17 protein-coding genes and 1 pseudogene are annotated in these 21420 nt (G+C 51.0%); 10 read left to right on the forward strand and 8 right to left on the reverse strand.

The genetic code is table 11. The annotated features are described in order from the left end of the window. The 6 genes and pseudogenes from KOR42_RS26965 to KOR42_RS22495 all read left to right on the forward strand — a co-directional run. A pseudogene (locus KOR42_RS26965) lies at window positions 1-245 on the forward strand (hypothetical protein); the annotation flags it as partial. A gap of 610 nt (window positions 246-855) precedes the next feature. Next, window positions 856-1317: a hypothetical protein gene (locus KOR42_RS22475; RefSeq protein ID WP_146512083.1), complete on the forward strand. Its 462-nt coding sequence runs from the start codon at window positions 856-858 to the stop codon at window positions 1315-1317. Between the two features lie 318 nt (window positions 1318-1635). Continuing rightward, entirely contained in the window at window positions 1636-5604 is a 3969-nt protein-coding gene (locus KOR42_RS22480; protein ID WP_146512084.1) for a hypothetical protein, read from the forward strand. A 25-nt stretch (window positions 5605-5629) separates the two neighbouring features. Continuing rightward, window positions 5630-6955 carry a hypothetical protein gene (locus KOR42_RS22485; RefSeq protein ID WP_146512085.1) on the forward strand — a complete coding sequence of 442 codons (1326 nt, stop codon included), beginning with the start codon at window positions 5630-5632 and terminating at the stop codon, window positions 6953-6955. A 14-nt stretch (window positions 6956-6969) separates the two neighbouring features. Further along, the gene (locus KOR42_RS22490; protein ID WP_146512086.1) at window positions 6970-7590 is read left to right on the forward strand and encodes a hypothetical protein; all 621 of its coding nucleotides are present in this window, start codon (window positions 6970-6972) and stop codon (window positions 7588-7590) included. A 13-nt stretch (window positions 7591-7603) separates the two neighbouring features. Then, window positions 7604-8416: a zinc ribbon domain-containing protein gene (locus tag KOR42_RS22495; protein ID WP_146512087.1), complete on the forward strand. Its 813-nt coding sequence runs from the start codon at window positions 7604-7606 to the stop codon at window positions 8414-8416. 68 nt (window positions 8417-8484) lie between these two features. Here KOR42_RS22495 and KOR42_RS22500 read toward each other — a convergent pair whose 3' ends face one another. Continuing rightward, window positions 8485-9153 carry a metallophosphoesterase family protein gene (locus tag KOR42_RS22500; protein ID WP_197441471.1) on the reverse strand — a complete coding sequence of 223 codons (669 nt, stop codon included), beginning with the start codon at window positions 9151-9153 and terminating at the stop codon, window positions 8485-8487. Window positions 9154-9208: 55 nt separating this feature from the next. Here KOR42_RS22500 and KOR42_RS22505 point away from each other — a divergent pair, with 55 nt between their 5' ends. Beyond that, the gene (locus KOR42_RS22505; RefSeq protein WP_146512089.1) at window positions 9209-9391 is read left to right on the forward strand and encodes a hypothetical protein; all 183 of its coding nucleotides are present in this window, start codon (window positions 9209-9211) and stop codon (window positions 9389-9391) included. A gap of 879 nt (window positions 9392-10270) precedes the next feature. Here KOR42_RS22505 and KOR42_RS22515 read toward each other — a convergent pair. The 7 genes from KOR42_RS22515 to KOR42_RS22545 all read right to left on the reverse strand — a co-directional run bounded on the left by KOR42_RS22515 (window position 10271) and on the right by KOR42_RS22545 (window position 16350). Continuing rightward, window positions 10271-10702, reverse strand: a complete 432-nt coding sequence (locus tag KOR42_RS22515) for a tyrosine-type recombinase/integrase (RefSeq protein ID WP_146512090.1) — start codon at window positions 10700-10702, stop codon at window positions 10271-10273. 355 nt (window positions 10703-11057) lie between these two features. Continuing rightward, the gene (locus tag KOR42_RS22520) at window positions 11058-13553 is read right to left on the reverse strand and encodes a S8 family peptidase (RefSeq protein WP_146512091.1); all 2496 of its coding nucleotides are present in this window, start codon (window positions 13551-13553) and stop codon (window positions 11058-11060) included. Between the two features lie 12 nt (window positions 13554-13565). Next, window positions 13566-14552: an AAA family ATPase gene (locus KOR42_RS22525; RefSeq protein WP_146512092.1), complete on the reverse strand. Its 987-nt coding sequence runs from the start codon at window positions 14550-14552 to the stop codon at window positions 13566-13568. A gap of 18 nt (window positions 14553-14570) precedes the next feature. Continuing rightward, window positions 14571-14852, reverse strand: coding sequence for a hypothetical protein (locus KOR42_RS22530; RefSeq protein ID WP_146512093.1), 282 nt, complete (start codon window positions 14850-14852; stop codon window positions 14571-14573). Between the two features lie 169 nt (window positions 14853-15021). Next, window positions 15022-15252: a hypothetical protein gene (locus tag KOR42_RS22535; RefSeq protein ID WP_146512094.1), complete on the reverse strand. Its 231-nt coding sequence runs from the start codon at window positions 15250-15252 to the stop codon at window positions 15022-15024. After that, complete coding sequence (locus tag KOR42_RS22540) at window positions 15249-15707, reverse strand: hypothetical protein (RefSeq protein WP_146512095.1); 459 nt, start codon at window positions 15705-15707, stop codon at window positions 15249-15251. Before KOR42_RS22540 ends, KOR42_RS22535 begins: the two co-directional genes overlap by 4 nt. Next, window positions 15700-16350 carry a division plane positioning ATPase MipZ gene (locus tag KOR42_RS22545; RefSeq protein WP_146512096.1) on the reverse strand — a complete coding sequence of 217 codons (651 nt, stop codon included), beginning with the start codon at window positions 16348-16350 and terminating at the stop codon, window positions 15700-15702. The genes KOR42_RS22540 and KOR42_RS22545 overlap by 8 nt, the downstream gene beginning before the upstream one ends. 1005 nt (window positions 16351-17355) lie before the next feature. Between KOR42_RS22545 and KOR42_RS22550 the strand changes: the two genes are divergently transcribed. The 3 genes from KOR42_RS22550 (at window position 17356) to KOR42_RS22560 (ending at window position 21189) form a co-directional block, all read left to right on the forward strand. After that, window positions 17356-18702: a replication initiator protein A gene (locus KOR42_RS22550; protein WP_146512097.1), complete on the forward strand. Its 1347-nt coding sequence runs from the start codon at window positions 17356-17358 to the stop codon at window positions 18700-18702. Window positions 18703-19634: 932 nt separating this feature from the next. Further along, window positions 19635-20696 (forward strand): integrase core domain-containing protein, encoded by a 1062-nt coding sequence (locus KOR42_RS22555; protein ID WP_146512098.1) that lies wholly within the window; start codon window positions 19635-19637, stop codon window positions 20694-20696. Between the two features lie 178 nt (window positions 20697-20874). After that, complete coding sequence (locus KOR42_RS22560; RefSeq protein ID WP_197441473.1) at window positions 20875-21189, forward strand: integrase core domain-containing protein; 315 nt, start codon at window positions 20875-20877, stop codon at window positions 21187-21189. Window positions 21190-21420: the final 231 nt, after the last annotated feature.

Raw genomic sequence — 21420 nt, forward strand, 5'->3', positions numbered from 1 at the left:
GCGTGATTCAAACAATAAAATTTGAATGTCTCTCGAAATTCGTCCTTTTCGGAAAACAGCATCTCGATTACCTGCTCGCAGAATTCACAGAGTACTACAACTCAGCCCGTTCCAGCATGGTCCGCGACCACTTGCCACCAATGGGCGAGAAACCGGATGAAGTTGAAACGATCAATCTGGACGACATCAAAGTGAAATCGTACGTCGGTGGATTAGTGAAGGGCTTTGAACGAAAAGCGGCGTGAATTGCAGAAGACTCAAGTGCAGCGGCGAAGAACAAATGGCCTCATTCTGCGCTCGTGTGCAGTTTCGGACGCTCCACATTCGACCGAAGTCACTTGTCATTCACACTTTCACTTCGAAAACATTTGTGGAACAGCGCGGGGATTGTTAACGATGCAACGAGCGCCACTTTGAATTCAGTTCAATTGTTGGCGGTGATATCCATTTTGTTGGGGCCCAAGCAAAACTCACCGTAGCGAGTTGTCCGTGATTGCCACTCAGATTATGGTCGAAGTCATCTGAGCGTTCTGAGTTGCAATTCTGTGAGTATTTTTTCGAAGACCTCCATCACAATTTGATGAAGACGGTAATTGGTGAAAGTGCCGTCTCTCATATCAGTCGTCAACCAAGTTTGGAAGGATGCGTGTGAGACTTGGTCAAAGTGTCGAGGATCAACTGCATCCTGATCGACACCTCTCCCACGGTAGACTTTCGAGATGGTCTGTTGGTTCATCCGATGTCGTCTCAGGGAATCTGGTATTTCCTCGTGCGGAAATGCTGAAGTTTCGAGTATACTCGTCATTCCTCTGAGCCTCTATCACAACACTCACTGTCGACTGAACGGACACATCAATGAGTGAGCGTTTCATTGCGAGTGAAATACTGTCTGAGCTTGGCTGGGAGCGGCTTCACGACGGAGGATTCGAGGATGAACTCGAACGAGAAGTCGCGGAAGGTCATCCTCTTTTTTCGATTCACGTCCGAGGGATTGCCAGGGCACTTGGCTCAGATGACGTTGTTTTCGAGATCATCGACTCTGTGGAGCAAGGCCAGGGAAAGATTGTTGAAGTTCACCTGACGTGGATTGCAAGCGCACCGGACGTTCCACCCTATCCACTCACGACCTTCTACCAATCAGAATCGGAATGGATCGAATTCCATGAGCAATGTGCTCAGCCGATAGGTTTACATCCGGGTTCTGCAAGAAACTTGCGATGGAGGCGACACTATTTTGGACTGACCCTTTTGACATGGATTGGAGTCGGGATCCTGTTGATCCTATTGACATTGTGTGTCGTCTTGTCGCCACCTTGAGTGTCAACAACGACAACTTCTCCAAGTTAGCAGAATCTACTCAAGATCGATTAAGCAGCTGGTTCATTCCAATCGAATAGGCATACCTTTGAGACAATCAAATTGCGCTCGCAAAAGCGTTTCCCGTGCGTTGGCATTTTGAGGGACGATCACGTTCCAAAACAGTTTGGATAGGTACGAGTCGGAAACAATGCTACGATCAACGGGCCACATCGACTCTGGACGAGTCGATGTCCCAAACGACATCTGTTGGCTTCGTGAGTTCGCTGAGGTGGGAATGTGCGGAATTCGACACTACTCGTCATGACGATGATCTTGATGCTGAGGTCTTCAGCATCTGCCCAGGAGTTGAGATACAGCGACATCGCGCCCACGAATTTTGGCCAATTTGAACTGGATAGTGCAGATTGGAGTGTCAGTTCTGCGAACCGCAACGGTGTCTACGATTCCGGTCTCGATTACGAGTTTCGCGGTGACCGATATTTCACGATCTCAGCGTCATGGGCGCAATCCGCTCCCGCAGGTCGAGATCAGGGGGAATTTGACTTCCTTGCGCTAGACAGCTCACGTGCGAAAACGCTTTACAGTCGCGACAACCAGGCACTGGTCAATATTCATGTCTGGAAGCGTTCGCGAATGTTCACGGATGCAAGTCTCGAAAAACTCGCCCTGTCAATTCTTGGTCGCATCGAGACTTTAGCGCTTCCATGGCCGGAATACGTTCCCATTGAGGAGCTTCCGGAACGAGTCGGACGCTTCGGACTGGATGGTTGGGATTACGATGTCGTCGAGTTTGGTGCTGCCCCTCTGAATCGAAAACTTGAAATCAGATATGTCGATCGAGGAGAGAAGGGCGACATCCTGGCGACGTATCGCTTCCAGGTCACTTGGGTCGCTCCTGGCGATACCTTTGGAGACAACGTCACTCCTGAAAGCGGCGCAGAGATCCAATTCGGTAACTACAATCGGGTCGAACTCGTGATCCATCCTGAGCGATGGATCTACTGCGGCCACTATTTTAACAATGACGAAGAGTTCTCAGGTACGGAAGCAATTCAATTCGACAAGATCGGACGCGAACTCCCTGATATGCTTGCGCACCTAGCGGTTGTACGAAAAGATCGAAGTTCGGTTAGCGGTGGTGGAGGAGTAGGGGTTGCGTCAGACTCAGACTCAGGCAACACGACTGGTCGAAGCCAAAGCAGCACAGCGTCAACAAATAACACCGCCAATCCTTCAGACAATTCATCCTCGAATCAACCTCTTCAACCGGACGACATTGCTGTTGTTACACTACTCACAGCGCTCATTCTCGCCGGGACAGCCGCCGGATTGAGTCTTGCCCAGGCGATCGCGAACGCAATTGCGGCAGCGCTGCAGGCCGGAATCGAAGTCACATCCGAGCATGTCACTGAAGCAGTGATGAACGCGACTGCTTCACAACCAGAAGCTGAGGAGCAGGACGACGCGAAACCCGAACCGGTGCCAATTGAGCTCCCCCCGCTCTTCGATTCGCAAGGTGATGAATTGCCCACCGAGGGAGATCGTTATGTCTGGGGCGATCGGCTTGTTACCAGAGAAGAAGCAGAGCGGCTGATCGAGCAGGAACGCCGTGAGTTGGAAGCGGAAAACCAGCGACGACTCGATCGGCACCAAAGGCAGGCAGATGCGGACTGGAATACTCAGCAGGCAAGAGCACGACACGAAGCCGAACAGGCTCGATTGGCCGCCGAGCGTCGCCAGGAAGAACTCAGTCGACGGACTTGGGGAGCACTTAAAACGTCGGGCAGATGGCTGCATGATCGTCCGAATCGAGAAAACCAGGAGACTCTCGGCCAGCGTTTTTGGGATGGTGCGAATCGTGTCTGGGGTGGGGGCGGTGACACAGGGACATACCTCCCGCCCAAAGTCGCCACTCCAGAAGAGCGAGAGAGATTTCAAGAACTTCTTTCTGCGTTCCATCGTGGTGAAATTACTCGCGAGCAATTCACGCAGACACAGATTTTTGCTGAGGAACTTATCCAAGACGGTCAACTCGATGCGATGATTTTTGCCGTCGACGAAAAGATGCAGGCGCAAAACGCGGAACTGGCGGCAACGGCGTCTCAAGTTGTCGCGGAAATCGGAAAGACGGCCGCCACGGGAGCCGCCGGCGGAGGTCGCTTGGCCCAGATGGGAGCCGACCTCATCTATACATCTCTGCAAAATGCGGATAAAGGTCCTGCCGGTGCACTTGGTCGAGGGGCACTGAGTGCGGGGTTGAATTTTGGGTCAGACAAACTGGGCCTCGACGAAATCGGAAGCCGGCTTCCATTAGGCCAGCGAATCGCCACTCAGTCAGTCGTTCAGGGTGGGAAGAATGTTGGCGAGGGGGCGATCAACCACGTTGTCGACAATGGATCGCTCGAGGGGTACGGGATGCAAAACGTGGCCCTCGATATGGGCATGGGGGCACTAGGAGGAGCAATGGGAGCATCGTCGTCCGGTGGATCCGACGTAGATCTTGACTCATCAACCCCGACGATGCAGACCCGCCCGAATACGAGTCACACACCAGACCTTGACCGGACCGGTCGCGACGTCGACGTCGCGACTCCCAGAATTGTATCGCCTGATGATCTCGAGGGGCCAACGTCCGGCATCGGGACCGGTCGTTCGGATGTTGACGCCCCAGCAACTCGTTCGACCACGCCTGACAACTCATCAACGGCAACGTCCGACCGAACGTCGACAAATCAAAGAAATACGCCATCCAGTGCACGACAGGGCATTGAAACTGAATCGTCGTCGACCGGGAGAAGACCGAGTTCAGCAGGCGAGAGCGACTTCGATGACCAACCATCGCCCCCGCCCCGATCTCGGACGGCTCCAAGAAACGAGACTGACTCACCTGCGCCAACTCGTCGGACACCTGTGCAACAGGAGACTCCAGAAACCGGCGTGTCTCGGTCACCTGATGAATCTGCGACGCCACATCATCAACGTGGTCGACATTCGGACCTTGATTCAGATGGACCTGATCTCAATTCGACCGAGGATCTTGGCCTGACATCATCACGTGGTGTTGACGCTGACGAACCGCAACTGACGAACCGTGGCGTCGACGATGGGACTCCAACTCGTACGCGTGACGATCTTCGGTCTCAGCCGCCACTTGACGAACATTCTGACATGGATTCTCCACATTCGACACCGGATGCGGATGATTCCAAGCTACAACCCAATCAAGTCGATGATCCTTCTGACCTCGAACCAGGACGCTGGCATGCGGATCAGGGAAGCAACGAACTGCGAGTCGTCAATCCAGAGACCGGGAAAGTCGAAGTCCATCAACTCAAACCAGGAGAGATGCAACGAGTTCCCGGAACAACACAGATGATGTGGCACAATCCAGAAACCGGGGAAATTGAAATTCTGTCACGAAACACTCCGTTGTCACCATTTGAGAATCGATTGGATCCACCGGTCGCCAGCGGGGCGGATGCAGAGCTTCGCAACTTAAACCCTGGAGACGAAATCCCGGATGAGCTTCGCCCTCAGACTGGTTATTCTGATGGTCAGATCACTGAGGCGAATCGCATTCTGGATCAGGAAGAAGCCATTCTCCTGGCACGAGCGACGAACATGGCGTCACGCGAAAAAATTGCCTCTGGCCTTGCTGTCCCAAAGCCGGAGTGGATCAAGTCAAAAACAATTACAGAACTTGATACCTACCTGGGACGCGTTTCAAGTGAGGACATCGGTTTGGTCGGCTATTTTCGACCGCGCGAACCAGACTACGGAAAGATTCCAGTCGACCTCAGAGCGGACGTAAAAGCCCGGTACGAATTCCGTCTTAAAGAGTACAACAAATTGCATTCCGCATATGTCCAACTGATTGCGGAAGGGCAGATGGTCATGGAGAACGGGAAGCTCTTCAAAATTCTTCCCAACGGTCAGCGAAAACCATTCGCGGGTGACATTGATCCGGTCGCGATCCTTGATCGCAACACAGGCCGTCCATTGTCCGGTGAGCGGTATGGACGCGTGTTGAGAAGACTCAAGACTGATGCACGAATGGAAGCTGTCGGAGCGATTCAACACGGAGCGGAAGCGAACTTGGTTACGGATGTCATGAGTCGCTACTCACCGGACGATTCTGGCTATAAAGAGAAGTTTGAAAGTATGCTTGAGCTTCAGCAAGCATTGGAGACGAACCACATTGACTACAGAGAAGTCGTCATCGCGTTGGATGGAAAGACGATCCGACGCGGTCCGAACCTGACACATCTTCCAATGGAAGTCTAGACCAGCACCGTTGCAACCTTCGTTGATGAGACAATCAGAACTGATGCAGAACCCTGGAAAACTCAACACTCTCGATCAGTCGGCAACGGCACTCAATCAGGTCATGTCGAGAGACCAATTGCTCGTATTCCTGGCGCAACGACAATTGGTTGCGGCATCTCAGTCGCCGATCGGTCAGTTTCTCGGGAAAGACGCGCGTTTGCCAGCGGTCGCCGACGAAGTTGATGGCTCGGACCAGCTTGAAAACGCACTTCGAGTTCTCATTAGACCTCGGAATCAATTGATACAACGCGTGGCAACGCCCGAAGGTGCATTCACGTCATTCTTCTATTCCGCGGGTCCACTGTTTCGCTCGCCCACGTATGGCTGTTGGCGAGTGGATAGCGAAAACGTCCAGGTCTCTGGTCCATGGAGTAATCTACAGATCGCTGACGAAGTGGGGAGGCACCTTCAACCGTCTGCGACGATTCCTCCCACTGGAGCCGTTTTTCCGTTGTCGATCGACGGACTGGCCGTCTTCTGTCTGGTTTTCGATTACGTCAAAACGAGGTATCTGCAGTCCCAGCTGGATGGAAAAAAGCTCGGCGAAGTCGAACTCACGTTTGCCGATCTGAACGCCTTGGCAGGACTTGCCCGAGCAAATTCCGATCTTCAGCACTTTCGGGGCTGCCTGCAGACTTTGTGGCCAGAGATCTTCATGCGTCCCGATTCGGACATCGGTCATGGGATCGATGAACTGGCCAGCTCTCGACTTCTGAGGCACAATACGAGTCAAGGATCCTGGATCGCGACCGAAATTCTGGCTGAATTCGTCTTTGATCTTTTCTTTCATTTTCCTGCGATATCTGTCACTCGCCAAGACATTGAGAATCCCCAGCCGGCGCCTCCTCGCATGCTATTGATTCGAGGTCGTCGTCTTTGGCAAATCGCGAGCGACCCAGAAAAGATCGATACGAATCGCGTGTTCATTCGTGACGTTGAGCCGAGTATTGCCTTTGACGATCTACTGCTCTTCCTTGGAGAACGAGCGCCAGATCGTCCCGCACAAAGCCCAGCCGGTCCCTCGCAAAGCGATGACGCGCCGAAACGACGTCCACCTAGAACCTCCAAAAAACGAGCTGAGGAGCGCAGCCAATCGATGCGGAGCTCGAATCAATCGAACGCCGAAGATTCGAAAACTGAAAATGCGTCGAAAGCTTCTGCAGAAAAGAACCATGATGAATTGACCAACGAGAACTCCGCGTTTCCAGATATTTTTGGGTCATTTTTTGGGAGTCCGGACGGTGGCAAACCCCAACAGTGGAATTCTCCGCCAGAGCATCCCGATTCGAAATCTGATGGTGGGCGTTAATGAATCGACAAATCATGAATCGACAGAAGCCTGCTATTACGGACGGTCTCTCCTTCTACTGTTTGACCATCGCTTTGCTCATCTTCAGCGGATGTCCAAACGATTCGTCGAATGTTGCTCCACCAAACTCTGAGGTGGTCAATCGTGAGGCGAAGGCGAGTCAATGGGGGTCGATTCATTCGGTTGAGACGCTGACCCCGTTCATCGGAAGCTGGCACGGTGAGACGCATGAGACTGATGAATTGAATCTTGAGTTGTCGGGGGCTCAGCTTCGCGAGAAGTTGAAGCGAGAGTCCAAGTTGTTGTTGAATGAGGAAACGGTGAATCCTCCCGGTATAACCATTCGCCTGGAGATCAAACAGATGAGCGAGCCCATCGGTGAGGTGGCTCCGTTTTCCGCTTCGATTGAAGTTGATCGACATGCTGGCGATCATCGCGATGACCGTCTTGAAATGCGTGTTGCTAATGAGAACACGATCGAGCTACGGAAAGAGTCGCTGAGGAATACAGGATACCAAGTCACTCTCGAGAACGACGGGGCGATCCTGAAAATCAAAAGCCTCTCCAGGGAATTTGATTCGTGCAAACTGAAGAAATCGGAAACGGACTCAACGCCTGTTCTGAATTTACCCTGAAGAAATTGAACAGATGAACGAATGCTCAAAGTGCCGTGCTTCGATCGTGCCGGGAAATGCATTCTGTACACAATGCGGAACACCGTCTCCACAGCCTGCGCGACACTCTGTTGAAGCGGAAAGTTTGCGTCGTTCCCCACTGACGATGGGCTTTGCAAAGGCGATGGCCAGTCAAGCGGATACTGTAAATAATCCACCGAGAGACACTGGTCGCGACTCTCGACATTCAGCACCAAGCTGGAAAGACATCCTTAGAAACCCAGAATTGCGGTCGCGTGTCCTGCGCGCCCTTGGATGGTCTCTCACAATCAATGTGTCGCTCACCACCTTGATCATCGGGACGGGCGTTTGGATTTCGACATATCAGCCGATGCTCGGTCTCTTGTGGATGTTTCTGGGATCATTCGCCATGATGGCGAGGACTTATTCCAAACCCTGGAAGCTAATGACTGTGACATGCCTTTTGCCCGCATTCGCAGCAAGCAGCAGCTACGCAATTCAACTTTGGCTGTTTTCGGAAAGAATGCCACAACTGCAGTGGATAGGAATCGCCGCGACGGTCGGGTTAATCGTTGGACTCATTCGCGCCCGAACGCATGAAATTTATTATGAGAATGGCCAGATCATGGCCCGACGAACGGCCGCGTATCTCATTATCTGGGCGATCGCATATCTCGGAACACAGCTGCTCGGAATGATTGGAGCAACCACTCCCTTGATTCATTCCGGGCTTCTGACCGGAGCGTTTTCAACGATGATGCTCACGGCAGTTTCGCTCGTGATCCTGATGAAATTCCGACATCAACAACAGACGGTTTTGACGTAGCCAAACTCGGAATTCTGGCGAACACCCAATCGTTTGGAAGTGTCGCTCAATCGAAGCTTCTCCGGGAATCAGTTGATGATGACGACTCGAGCATCGACATTGAGAATCTGAGTTCGCCCGTTTTCTGACAACGGATCGTTCCAGTGGCAATGACCACAAACGATGAGCAGGTCTCGCGACGAAGAAATGGCTTCCAGAATTTCTAGGCTCCCCCTCTGGTCACAATCATTCCCAGGAGGCCCCTGGTGAAGGAGTAGCAGATCGGGTCGTTGTGTCAGCGCGCGACGGACCATCACTTGAAACTCTTCCTCACGGCGTCGGTTAAGTCTCGATGGATTCCCGATGATGCCACCGACTCCTGCAACTTTCAAATCTGCCCAACCGGTGACGTCTCCATCAAGAATGGAGACGTCGTTCAAAACTTGGTCGAGCTGATCGTGATTTCCCAGAACCCCAACGACCGGTGCGATTCTTTTCATTGCTTCATAGACTTCAGCGACATCCCCGGACGCTCCCAATTTTTGCAACTCGGGATGATCGTAAAGATCACCAGCGAGCGCAATTCCTGCAGGAGGATCAATCTCACCGAGTTCGACCAAGACCTCAAGTTCCTCCGCAAGCGCAACACCAAGGAGTTGTCCACGAATCCGACCCTGCAAATCAGCGGTGATTACCAATGGACCGATCTCGCAATCAACCGCATGTGCTCGAAGAAAGGGCAATTCTGCCTTTCGCACCAATCCTCCAGGCCCTGAAGTTTCATAGGGCATCTTGTGGAAAGGGACGGGATTAATGTTTGTAATCTTCATTCCTGATCGGTCAATGCCCGCTTACGTTTCACCGCACTGGTGTTTTCAAGGTCGCTTTGCCTCGGTCGGGATGCTGGCGAATTCCATGGTGACGTCTGTGGCTCTGTCGAAAAATTCGGCGTGTGTCGAATATGCCATGGAGAGTCCTGCTGGCGATTCAGAATGAACCCGGCAATCGCAGCAGAAATCACCAAAAGCACCAGGAACAATTTTGCGGTCCTGGAATTGTTATCAGAGTGAGACACATTGTCGACCGATGAGTTCGCGCCGTCATTGGAAGTCTGCGGAACAATTGCATTTCCACAGTTTCCACAATACCGATCGGACTCTGCAATCTGGCATCCACATTGAGAACAATACATTTGACGGCACCGATTGTTTAACGGCAGGGGACTACTTGCAAAACTCCAAGCCTACCAGATTTGCGGAAACGATCCTAAACCGACGAAGCTCTATTCGTTGCAACACCACTCCTTACCAACTTCGACCTCCCTCCGGCACCAAACAGTCACCGTGCCTGAGCTGCGTTCAGCAAGTCCATCCGACCGGCCCGGACGCTCAATGTCCCAACTATTAGGGTGAGCTCCAATGATCCGACCAAGACCGACAACGAACTAGCGCGCTGTTCCAACAATGTGATAGTCCTGAAGGCGTTGCCTTGAAAACACTTAGGTCGGATGGAATCGAATCCGAACTGAGCAACCAAAACAGCAAAGAATGGAATCGCTTGATCGGCGCCGAAAACTGAGTTGAATCGGCGCTCTCGCAATTGATTGGTTCTTTAAGATTGATTGGTCACAGAACTGAATGACGTGGTGGCAGATCTCGCCGGGATGAGAAAAAACTCAACGGCTCGATTGATTGGAACTATTCACTCAAATCCGAATCCGTTCAATCTCATCCAGGCTCACAGCGTCGCTGGTTCGGTCATAGAGCTTGGTGGTCCGCACTGATTCATCTGCTGCGATTTTTTGAGCATGTTCCGAGGGTCAGCCATACTACGTCCTTTGTCGGAACGAAACATGCTGGTGGCAATATCGTTTCGCTAGTAATTCAACACGTATGCGGGAGATTTCGAGAGTCGGTCGCGGGAGCGAATGTACGTCAGGGTTGTTCGTGGATCGGCGTGTCCGGCGAAATCCTGAAGGTCAATGATATCAGCCCCACGTTCTCTGGCGGTTGTCAGGGCAGTCACGCGGAATGAGTGGACCGTGACGGCAGGATCAAGCTTCTGATCACGGACATATCGCTGTACGAGTCGTTCGACGGCCCGCGTTGAAAGTGGTCGCCGACGGAAGCCATCGCGTCCCCGTCCGCGTGGTGTTTGAACAGGACGAAGCATCGGCCCAGTCAAATCATCGCGGATTTTTGCGACTTCAAGCCAGGCAATGAGTCGTTCAACAGCTTCCAAGTGCAATGGAACGGTACGCGCAGTGGCAGTAAGTCTTATCGCATTAGAGATTGTGCTGCTTCTCAGCTCGCGAGATGCCTTAAGAAAATACTATCAGCGCACAGAGATGCTTCTTGAGAGACCAAGCGACATCGTGACACACTCTGAATTTCCGCATGACTCATCTGGCTGGCAACGCCAAAGATGAAGTCATTTCCAAGATGTTATCGCGTGCTTCGTTCCCGTCCTCCGTATGACCCTCACCCACGGCTGGGGTCATCGGGGATGGGATAAGAAGCTGAGCCAGCTCCAAAACCGATTCACACATTCACACTCTGTGTGCTTTGTTTAGCAGACTCTGGTGGCTCTTTCTAAACCAGCTCCAATCGGAATAATGACGTGGAAATGACTTCCGATTTGAGTTTTGAAAATGTTGATGCCACTACTGGCTTTCAATCTCTGTCACAACCGGAGTCTGGGTCTCGACACGGGTCTTGATTTCGTTTGCCACCATTGTGTGCAAGTCAACTGAGGTGTCGTTCGTTGAAATACTGACAATTAAGGAGTAACGAGCTTTGCGTTCGACCGTTTCCTGTTCGCGACGAAATCTCCACCAACCAGTGACTGGATGCACGGCCACAAAGTTCGATGAGGCGAGCTGGGCAGCTGTGCCGGACCAGCAGTCAGAATGCACGGAACCCCGTACCGAAATTTGCTCCGGTCCCAAATCCCAAGTGCGGTCGTCTGTAATAGTGCTTCCTTTGGGTGGACGAATTGCTTTCCCGTTTTCGTCTTTCTCCCAGAAAAGTCGGGAAAGTCGCTTCCTCATTTTTTCAGGAGTTTCTTGCGGTCGACGCAAAGAGAAACGCAGCCCGTGAGAAGCATATTGGTAACGAGCCACATAGCCTCGGCGTGGAGGATTAGGCTCAATGAAATAGGACAATGTCAGACGCATGCGCACCTCAGTGTCACCCAAGTCTTCAAGCACTTCGCGGGGTATCGGAAGGTCGTGGATATGCATTTCGTTTGTGGCATTCTTCGAGGAACCATACACAAACGGCTGTAGTTCATCCTGAATGACCATTGTTGTAAATCCCTTGGCCGAACGACGAGCTCGACCGAGGTCAGGCACCCCCATGCCATAAACTCGTAAGCGTTGTTTTCGATCTCGGTACGGAAACTCTTCCAGCATTTGCGGTGTCCACTCGGCGGAATGAACCACCAAGCCGCGAATTGTCTCCGGCCAGTAGCCTGGATACTCAGCCTGTAAAATCGCAGCCATTCGTGCCGCCTGAGCTGTTGCTGCACTCGTATCTCGGATCGTCCCTAGCGGCGCATCACCATCAACCGAGGACCGGGTGGTGAGCACTTGCAAATCTTCGGGTTCTGTAACAAATCCCGAGCTGTCGCTCGCGTAGTTGCCACCTTCGAAAACGACATCCGGTTTGTAGGGCCACGGTTCATTCCCCCAGCAAAGCGAAGTCCGACTTCTTGGCGAAAGCGTTCCAGGCTTCGCAATTGGGGAGTAGCCTTCTAGGCCCTCTTCTTGAATCCACGCTAAGTTTGTGTAACCACCAACAGTTAAGGCATTCCAGGATTGTGCGGGATCTTCAACACTTGAAACGTGGTTCTCGTGAGGATAATTCTTACCAATATCGTCACGAAGATTTCCTGCCGAAAGAACCAACAGACGACGATGATTGTCGCTGGCACCACTGGCCGCTTGATCAAGAGCTGCCGACCAGAGCGTTGGTCTCCATTGGTCATCTCCTGGTGCTGTGACCGCCATGCAGAAAATACGCTGCGTCTCTGGTGAAGCAGTTTCAGCCAAAGCCATGGAGCCAATTGTAATTGGCCCGTAGTCCGGTGGGTTATTTTCACCTTTACGCGGGAGGATCTTCACGGACTCCAAACGATGCAAGAGTGTGTTCTCTTCATCACTGTAAAGCGGTTTTTCCAGTGGTCCAAACAGACAAACGCCGGCCATCGCCGTCCCGTGACCGTCGTGGTCATCGCTTCCCCATTCAATGTCCCAAGCTTGCGTGTCCTGCTCGGCGAGTGAGTCTTCAAGGAGCAGATGCCCCCGTTCGGCACCCTTATCGAGAATGCAAACGCGGACCGCATCACTGCCAGCAAACTTGGTGCGAGCGAGCATGGAATTGATAAACTCAGCCTGTCCTGCTGGGGTTAGACTGGTAAATTCACCAGCGACGATGTTGGCTTGACGCAATTCGGCGAGATGCTTCAACAATCCGGGGAAGTTTCTCCACTGCTCGAAACTCGCGTGACCAAGGATCACTAGCCGATCAGGAAAACGTACTCGCTCTTGACTGAGTTGCAACTTTTGCGTTTTTGCGGTGTCTCGAAACCATTTCTCAACGTCCTCATCGGAGTCACTCAAATCAAGCCAGACTTCCCACCACAGTGATGTATTGGCATCAGGAAGTGTGTCAGAGGCTCCTGTCCAGTAATCTTTCAGCTCAGCAGCATCAATCGATTCAACACTTGACGACAGCTTTTCATGTTTAGGCTTTTCCTTTTTTGTATTCTCGTCGCGATAAGCTCGAAATTTATTGGCGAACTTGCCGACTTCGCTATCTGGAATTGCAACGAGGTACTCAGTTCGTCCATTTCGCTGCTTTGCACTGACAATTCGTGCTCCGGGGGACGTGTTTTCGACCTGTTCCAATTCAAGCTTGAAATTGGAGCTTTCGTCAAAGACCATTGGGATGAATTGTAGGCCCTCGCGTGCGGGTTCCTTCTCTTGGCGGGCTTTCGCTTTTTTCTCGGCTCTTACAAGGTTTGTCAGTAGTTTGTTGGCATGCGTCGTTCGTTCAGGACGTGGTGGGCTGTTCTTCTTACCTCCCCCACTGCTCGTGCTCGTGTATCCGTATTGAGTGCGAGTGTCTTGCAACAAGAAGTGTCGAAACTTCGCCATGAAAATGATGCCCTATTTGATTGTTTGCTTTCTCTCGCGAAAAGTTTGAATCGCGCTGTCGAGTTCGCTGGAATCAATGTTGCGACGATCCGCAAGGACTGCCAGCTTCGCTGCTTGATCGCAAGCACGACACAACTCTGCGTGGCTGAGCCCATCCGAGACCGTCGCCATTTGCTTTGTATCACGCTTACTGACTTTGAATGCAGACAGTCGATTCTCAATCAAAGCACGTCGCTCAGATTCGCCTGGCAACTGATAGCGAATGAAATCATCAAATCGTCGAAACAGAGCGTCATCCAAAATCGCTTCCAAATTGGTGGCAGCAATGATCAAACTATCTGACTCATCTTGTTCCAAGAACTGAAGGAATGAATTGAGGACTCGCCGTATCTCACCGACGTCGTTCCCGCCCTCTCGCATTGAACCAATGGCATCAAATTCATCGAACAGGTACACGCCGCGGGTGTGCCGCATTGATTCAAAGATGGCAAACAGCTTGGCAGCTGTTTCACCCATAAATTTGGTAATGAGCGAATGCAGCTGCACAGTAAAAAGTGGTAGCTTGAGTTCCCCTGCAAGGGCCCATGCAGTCATCGTTTTGCCAACTCCTGGTGGTCCCACGAGCAGCAGTTTTCTTCGTGCAGACAATCCGTGTTCCCGTAACTTCGCTTGCTGACGGTATTCGTGCAGCACAAGTTTCAAGGACGCATGCTGCTCTGGTGCCAGCACCATTTCAGACAGCTTCGTTCTCGGATAGGTCGCCGAAAGGAGTGCAGCCAACTCACCGGCTGGACGCGTGATCGGAACAGAGCCCCCCACTTTGGCTTGCTTTTGTTTTGTTCTGATCTCATCGACGAGCCGTTTAATTTCAGATGCAAGCTTCCCCTTTCCCGCACGAGCTTCATGCGCAGCAATTTGCAGTGCCACTGAGACGAACATTTCTCCGTCTGCGTCGCTGTAACTTTCCAGGAGTGATTTGATTTGTTGTGCGGTGGCCATCGTCGTCTCTGAATCCGTTCAGTTTTCCTTTAGATGCTCCGCAAGTCCATGCGTTGCATCTTCAATCAACAGCGCAGCAATCTGCATCGGGCTGACTCGTCTCTCATCGGTACTGATCGCCTGGGCAACTTTCTCCAACAATGCCAAAGTCGTCGCGTTCATAGAGAGCTTACGCTGAATCGTCCAAGTCGGATCACTTGGCCGATCTGGGCGTGCTCCCTGACCCGGTTCAAGTCGATGTCGAAGCCTTTGACCAAAGCCACCAAACTCGTTTGTACCGGAATTCTCAGCGATTGTCATTGAAAAGTCGCCCTGAATACGAACTGTTACTCACAGTATCGGACTTTCAGCACCGAAAGTGAAGCAAGTGTATGTTGATTGCAATATGTCGAGCAGCTTAGAAAGGTGAACAGAAGAGCCATACGCCATGATGAAAATGCAGGGTCAAAGTAATCTCCATCTTTTCCGGCTACTTCACCTCCTTGTGCAGCTCCGGGTCATGTAGGTACCAAGCAGCTGAATTGCAGGCAGAAGAGACTTTCAGTAGCAGTTTCACAATTTCGGGCGCTTCCCAAATTGTAAATTGGTCACGAAACTCATCAACTATTTCTTGGCTGGATTTGTGGCTGGTCAACACTTGCTCAACAAATTCCGAAACGTGTTTCGTCGGCGACTTGAAGACGAAGGTCTCATCATTCATGCCGACAAGTACCCTTCCCGCTCAAGCCAAGCCGAAACAGCTGTCTCAACAATCTCTTGCTGTGTGGAAAGCGAAAGACCTTCCAGCTTTCTCTCAAGAGAAGCCCGTCGCAACGCTTCAGCAGTTTCCTGCTTAAAACGTGTGGTGATGGAAACAACAGCATGCGTCAGTCCCTTCCGTTCAGGTTCAGTTGTCTCTCCCCGACTCTGAGTTTTCTTCGGTGGAATTGTTCGTGGCGGTTTTTGTTTTCGCACTTTCGCCACAACCTGCTCAGCTTCCGGCTCGGTCTCAACTTTGATTTCAGGTTTTGGCTTTGGTGCAACCTGCGCCTGCACATCAATTGCAGCCGAACCTTCTGTTTCTGGTTGAAGTGGTTCTGATTTTCCGGAATTGATAAACGCAAGTTTTGCGTCATCGTTTGTTAGTGCATCAAGTAATGATCGTCTCTCACTCATTGGCTACCTTTTGCCTCCCTTGCATTAAAACCTCTGAAAAAACAGCGTGAATATCCTTTGCGGCCTCCTTGGCAGAAGTCCCTAACCTTGTCACAACCGTGCCTTGTTGTGCCGCGTTTCGAAACGCTTGCAAGTCACGTACAGAACTGTTGCACACTCTGAGTCCAAGCGACGGTGCAACTGCTGCAAGCTCTTTGCTGATGGTGTCACGCTTTTTGATTCGGTTGAGCACCAGTATCGCATCGGGTCGTCCGTTGTTGATAGTGCGTGCATACTTGAGCACATCAACAGCTTGTGCCACCGAGCGAAGATCCAAAATTGATGGGGTCACTGGAAACACGGCCAAGTCTGCCAGCAACATGAGCGTACGACTTTCATCTTCGATGCGCCCCGGTGCATCAGCAATGACGTAGTCGAATTGTGGTCGCAGCTCATTGACTGCCTCGGCGATGGTTTCAGGTGTTGTGGCAACCCATACCTCAATCGCTGGTTCGGCCTCACTGACCCAAGATGATGACGAACGCTGTTCGTCTGCATCAAGTAACGCCACTTTTGCTCCGGTGTCGTGCAAGAAAATCGCCATGTGAGAAGCTAGCGTTGACTTCCCCACCCCACCTTTCGTGTTTGTAAAGACAATGACCATAAAACGAGGGTACGGCGAAAACTTGCAATCTGACAAGAATGTTTCTTTGCATGCGTTCTTGCGTACTTACAAACTTGTCCACAGGCATGCGTGTCTGCCTGCCTACCTGCCCTCAGACTTACTTGCATGCATGCTTGCAAGCTTGCATGCAAGCATGTAAACAGTTGATCTGATAGGCAAACTGGCAGTGAACTCAAGAATGCGAGCCCCTGAAACTGCCAAAAATGGACGAGACTTCAAGATCGGTGGGCAGTCCATGCAATTGGGTAGGTGAGATCAATCTGCGCTTAGAATCGATTCTGCGAGCTCGCCAAAAACGGCACGAAGAGCACTTTGGGCAAGCACAACGAGCCAAATTGATAGACATCACAGCCGTCGACAAATCGAATCCCGAAAGAACGAAATCTCACGGTGGGGAAGGGGAGCACCTGGACGCTCCATTGAGCAGAGCAAGACAACAGGACGTTAGGTCAGAAATTCACATCTTGCGCAAATCGAGGTAGACGCATACGGTTTTAAGTGGATTAAAGTACGGTCTTCTGTATTTTTGCGATCGAATCCAAGGCCTGGGTCTCCAGGCACAAAAAAACCGGCTGGGGGGCCGGTCTTTTTAAGTGCCTGAAGCGAAGTAGGTGCTCCAAGCAGAGTCGAATTTGAAATCTTTCTCGACTCTAAATCCAGAGCGATTTCCCTGTCAACCGCCTTTGTTTCAGATCTGACCGGTGTGGTGCATTTTTTTTCTGACCACACCACTGAAGCACAAGACTACCGTGACTTGAGTGACAAAACACACGTGTTTTGAGTGACCAACCCCCGTGAGATGAGTGACGAAAGTCACGTGATTTGAGTGACAGAGTGACGTGAGTTGAATGACGGAATGCCGTGATTTGAGTGACAGAACTCACTGGATTTCAAAGTGAATTCAGGGAGTTGCGCACAACCAACTTTCTAACTCTAAGTAACTAAAGAAACACACAGCGGTGTGTGCATCGGGAAAGAGTACAAATGGCACCAGCAACCAAGCGAGAACGAGAGCCATCCGAGTTTGGACGGGATGAAATGAACCTGGCTGAGTTTCCGATAGCAGTCATCGGCAAGCGACCTCCTGGAAACGTGAAAACACTCGTGTTTCGCGATCAGGTCTGGGACAAAGCAGTCAACAAGTACGTGGACCGCACGCTCACTGTCACAAGTTCTGATTTGCTGGGGCTTCCCACACAATTTGATGATGAAGTGCTTCTGGGCTGTATTCAGCTCAGTAAAGCCAACGGCTTTAAGTCTCAAGAAGTGCAGTTTACTCGCTACGAGTTACTTGAGTTGTTGGACCGTCCTCGGGACGGCAAGAACTACCGACGTGTTTCCGAGTCACTCGATCGATGGGCTGGAACGTTGGTGATTTCCGATAAGGCGTGGTGGGACAAAGAACGTCAAGGTTGGGTCAAAGACACCTTCAACGTGATTGACAGGGTCAACATCGTCGAAGCTGAAGACATCGAGAGAGCACGCTCGCTTTCCAAATCTCCGCACAAATCCACAATTCGTTGGGGAGATTTCATGTGGAAAAGCTTTCAGGCAGGAAACCTCAAAGAGCTCGACTTTGAATTTTGGAAAAGCTTAAGGCTTGCCACTAGCAAGCGTCTGTTCCGAATTCTTGATAAGCGTTTTTATCACGGCCCTGTTGTCACCTTCGATCTCCGCACCTTTGCGTTTGAAAAAGTGGGGCTGAGCCGTTCGATGCACACCGGCCAAATCAAAGAGAAATTGAGACCCGCGAACGAAGAGCTGGAAAGTCGCGGGTATTGCTCAGCAAAATTTGTCAAGAAACAGCGAGGCCAATGGGATGTTGAGTACCGCAAAAAGCAAAAGCGCAAAAAGCTGGAATCAGAAAAGTGTCCGGTTGCACTGCAACTTGAGGAAAGGGGAGTTTCTAAACGCCGTGCCAAGTCGCTAGTCAATCAACACGGCATCGACAAAGTGACCGATAAGATTGCGATGTTTGATTCGCTTGCTGCCAGCGGCAAGCCCAAGCAAGCAGGCTATCTGGTCAAAGCCATCGAAGAGGACTACCAAGCTCAAACTGTTGTGGTGGAGCCGACCACTCGACCTCTCCCAAAATTGGTTTCTGCCAATCCGGAAAAGTCCGAGCCAGAACAGGAGCCCAACCTTGTGCTTGAGAAGCTTCTGGCTTCGATGACCCCAGAGGAGATTGAACAGGCTGAGCGTGAGGCGCTGTCAAAAGAGTCAAAGTTTTACGTCGATAAGTACGAGTCGTACCGAACCGAAAGCCCAAGTCGACTCGCGGCACTGCGAAACTCGCTTCTTGAACGCCACCTGCTTAAAGTCGCGGTCTGAGGGTAGGCTTAGGGAGTACGGTCGCGTTCATCCGAATAAACTAAAAGGAATCGATCCAGAGAGGGAAATCGAAGCGATCAAGGCCGTCCGGTACTTTTGCCTTTGGCAAGCACTGTAAGTGTACTTGGTGTCATTGCCTTCAGGCTCCTTCCGTTATTACCTGTGGTTTACGTTCCAGTCTTGGAGCTTGTCGTACCTGATTTCATTATTCTTCCCACAGAACGCATAGATTGGGTCGAGTACCTTCCCACTTGCCTTGTTGGGTACGTTCTGTTCGTGCTGTTTGATGTCTGGGCAGCCAGTGGAATGAGTCAACAAAGTCGTCAAGCGATCAACATTGACGCTTTTGCCGCAGTACTGTTGTTTCCAGTGTTTCTGTTGCTCGTCGCTCTCGTTTCTGGCTTCAAGCCAGATTTGTTAACTTCGCATTCTAATGCTTGGCTACTCGTGTGGGTGGGATGGACCTTGGGGGTGTCGCTGTTGTGGTACGTGGCTCGAAGTTCTCGATTTTTCCCGAGTCACTCAGAGTTTCGAAAGATGGAACGAAGGCTAGGGGCTGGCAACCAGAATAATCCAGTGGGCCCTCCGGTTCCGTAGACCGAAGTACCTTTCCTTACGCTTTCCTGATGCTTCAAAAACCCCTGAGAAATCAGGGGTTTTACTTTGTTTAGGCTTCGACCTTGCTTTGCTGAAGGTTGGTTTTCGCTGATTAGTGGGGGGACTTGCCTGTTCGAGCGGCGCAGGTTCGATCTTTGAGCGGTCATACTAGATTGACCGGAATGGGCAACTTGTAGCGGCTTGACGACCCAGCAAAAGTGAATTTGGAATCCGTTCGGAACCGAACTGATTCTGTGCGTTGATTTGAGTATCAAGTGCTGTACAACGAATGTGCCTGACCGTTCATTAATACCAAAATCAACCATAATGACTCGATGAAGATTTACCACCCACTTCTCGCATTGATCGCTTCTTCCCTCGAATCTGAACTTGCTCAATATGTGCAGTATCTAAAGCAAGAGAACAAGATTCTTCGTGCGAGAATTCCCGGTCAAATTCATACGACGGTACCGGAACGCGAAAAACTACTCAAACTCGGCAAACCGATTGGGAGAGCCATCGAAGAGCTGATGACAATTGTCAAACCAGCGACTTACTATCGATGGCTGCGAGAAGAGAAGAGCGGCAAGCCACCGATCAAGAACCCTAAAGGCGGCCAACGCAAACCAAGAGAGATTCGTGAACTGGTTTTGCAAATAGCCCGAACCACAAATTTCGGATACACCCGTATCATCGGCGAATTGAGAAAACTGGGCATCAAGAGTATCAGTCGCCAGACTGTTCGAAACATTCTCAAGGAAGAAGGCATCGAACCTGGACCTGATCGAACAACTGACACATGGAACAATTTCATTGAACGTCACAAAGAAACACTCTGGGCTTGTGATTTCTTCTCCGTGAAAGCAGTGACAACGCGTGGACTCCGTGACACGTATGTGCTTGTATGGCTCTGCATGGCAACACGTGAAGTGATTGCTTCAACGTCGACCGAACATCCAAACTCGGCATGGGTGGTGAACCAGACTGCGCGATTCCTTGATGAAACCGCTGGGCGTGAACACAGGCCTGAAATCGTGATCCACGACAGGGATACGAAATACAGTAAGGAATTCACACAGGCGCTCAAGAACAGAGGCGTTCGAGCTAATCCCCTACCGAAGGCCAGTCCAAATCTAAATGGTAGATGCGAGAGATTCATCGAGACAATCAAATTGGAATGCTTGGCGAAATTTGTAGTATTCGGTAAACGGCATCTGGAATATCTTGTTGCTGAATTCGTTGACTATTACAACCACCATCGCAGCCACATGGAACGAGACCATCTGCCACCAATTCGGGAGATTCCTGATGAGGTCGAGAAGCTTTCGTCCGATCAAATCGAAGTAAAATCTTACGTCGGTGGACTGGTGAAATCGTTTGAGCGAAAAGCCGCATAACTCGTCTCAAATCCACTTTTCATGCCTCTCAATCCTCTTACTCATACCCCATCTCTGCGTGAGAGGGGCGTCCATTTTGTCGCAGTATTGAACGACCGCAATTCCGTTGGTCAATTTAGGTGCCAGTCTTCCATACGGAAAACCCAATCGAGCAACGACTTAAACTCAAATACATCTATTGAACAGGAGGGGAGTTCGAGGTAATCCTCTACCGAGAGCGAGTCCAAATCTAAATGGTCGATGCGAGCGTTTCATCGAGACCATTAAGCTGGAATGTCTTGCGAAATTTGTAATATTCGGCAAACGGCATCTGGATTACCTCGTGGATGAATTCGTTGACTATTACAACCACCATCGCAGCCACATGGAACGAGACCATTTGCCACCAGTTCGCGAAATCCCTGAAGAGGTCGAGATGCTTTCATTCGACCAAGTGGAGGTGAGATCTTATGTCGGCGGTTTGGTGAAATCGTTTGAGCGAAAAGCCGCATAGGTCTTCTCAAGCCAACTTCTCGTTCCTTATAATCCTCTCACTCATGCTCCATCTCTGCGTGAGATGGGGCGTTAATATTGTCGCAATACTGAACGACCGCAATTCCGTTGCTCAGTTTCGGTGCCAGTCTTCCCTACGAAAAAACAAATCGAGCAACGACTTAAACTCAAAAATATCTATTGAACAGGAGGGTCGGGATCAGTTGCATCGCTTATTGATCGTTCTGGGCTG

The sequence above is a fragment of the Thalassoglobus neptunius genome (assembly GCF_007859735.1).
Classification (GTDB): domain Bacteria; phylum Planctomycetota; class Planctomycetia; order Planctomycetales; family Planctomycetaceae; genus Thalassoglobus; species Thalassoglobus neptunius.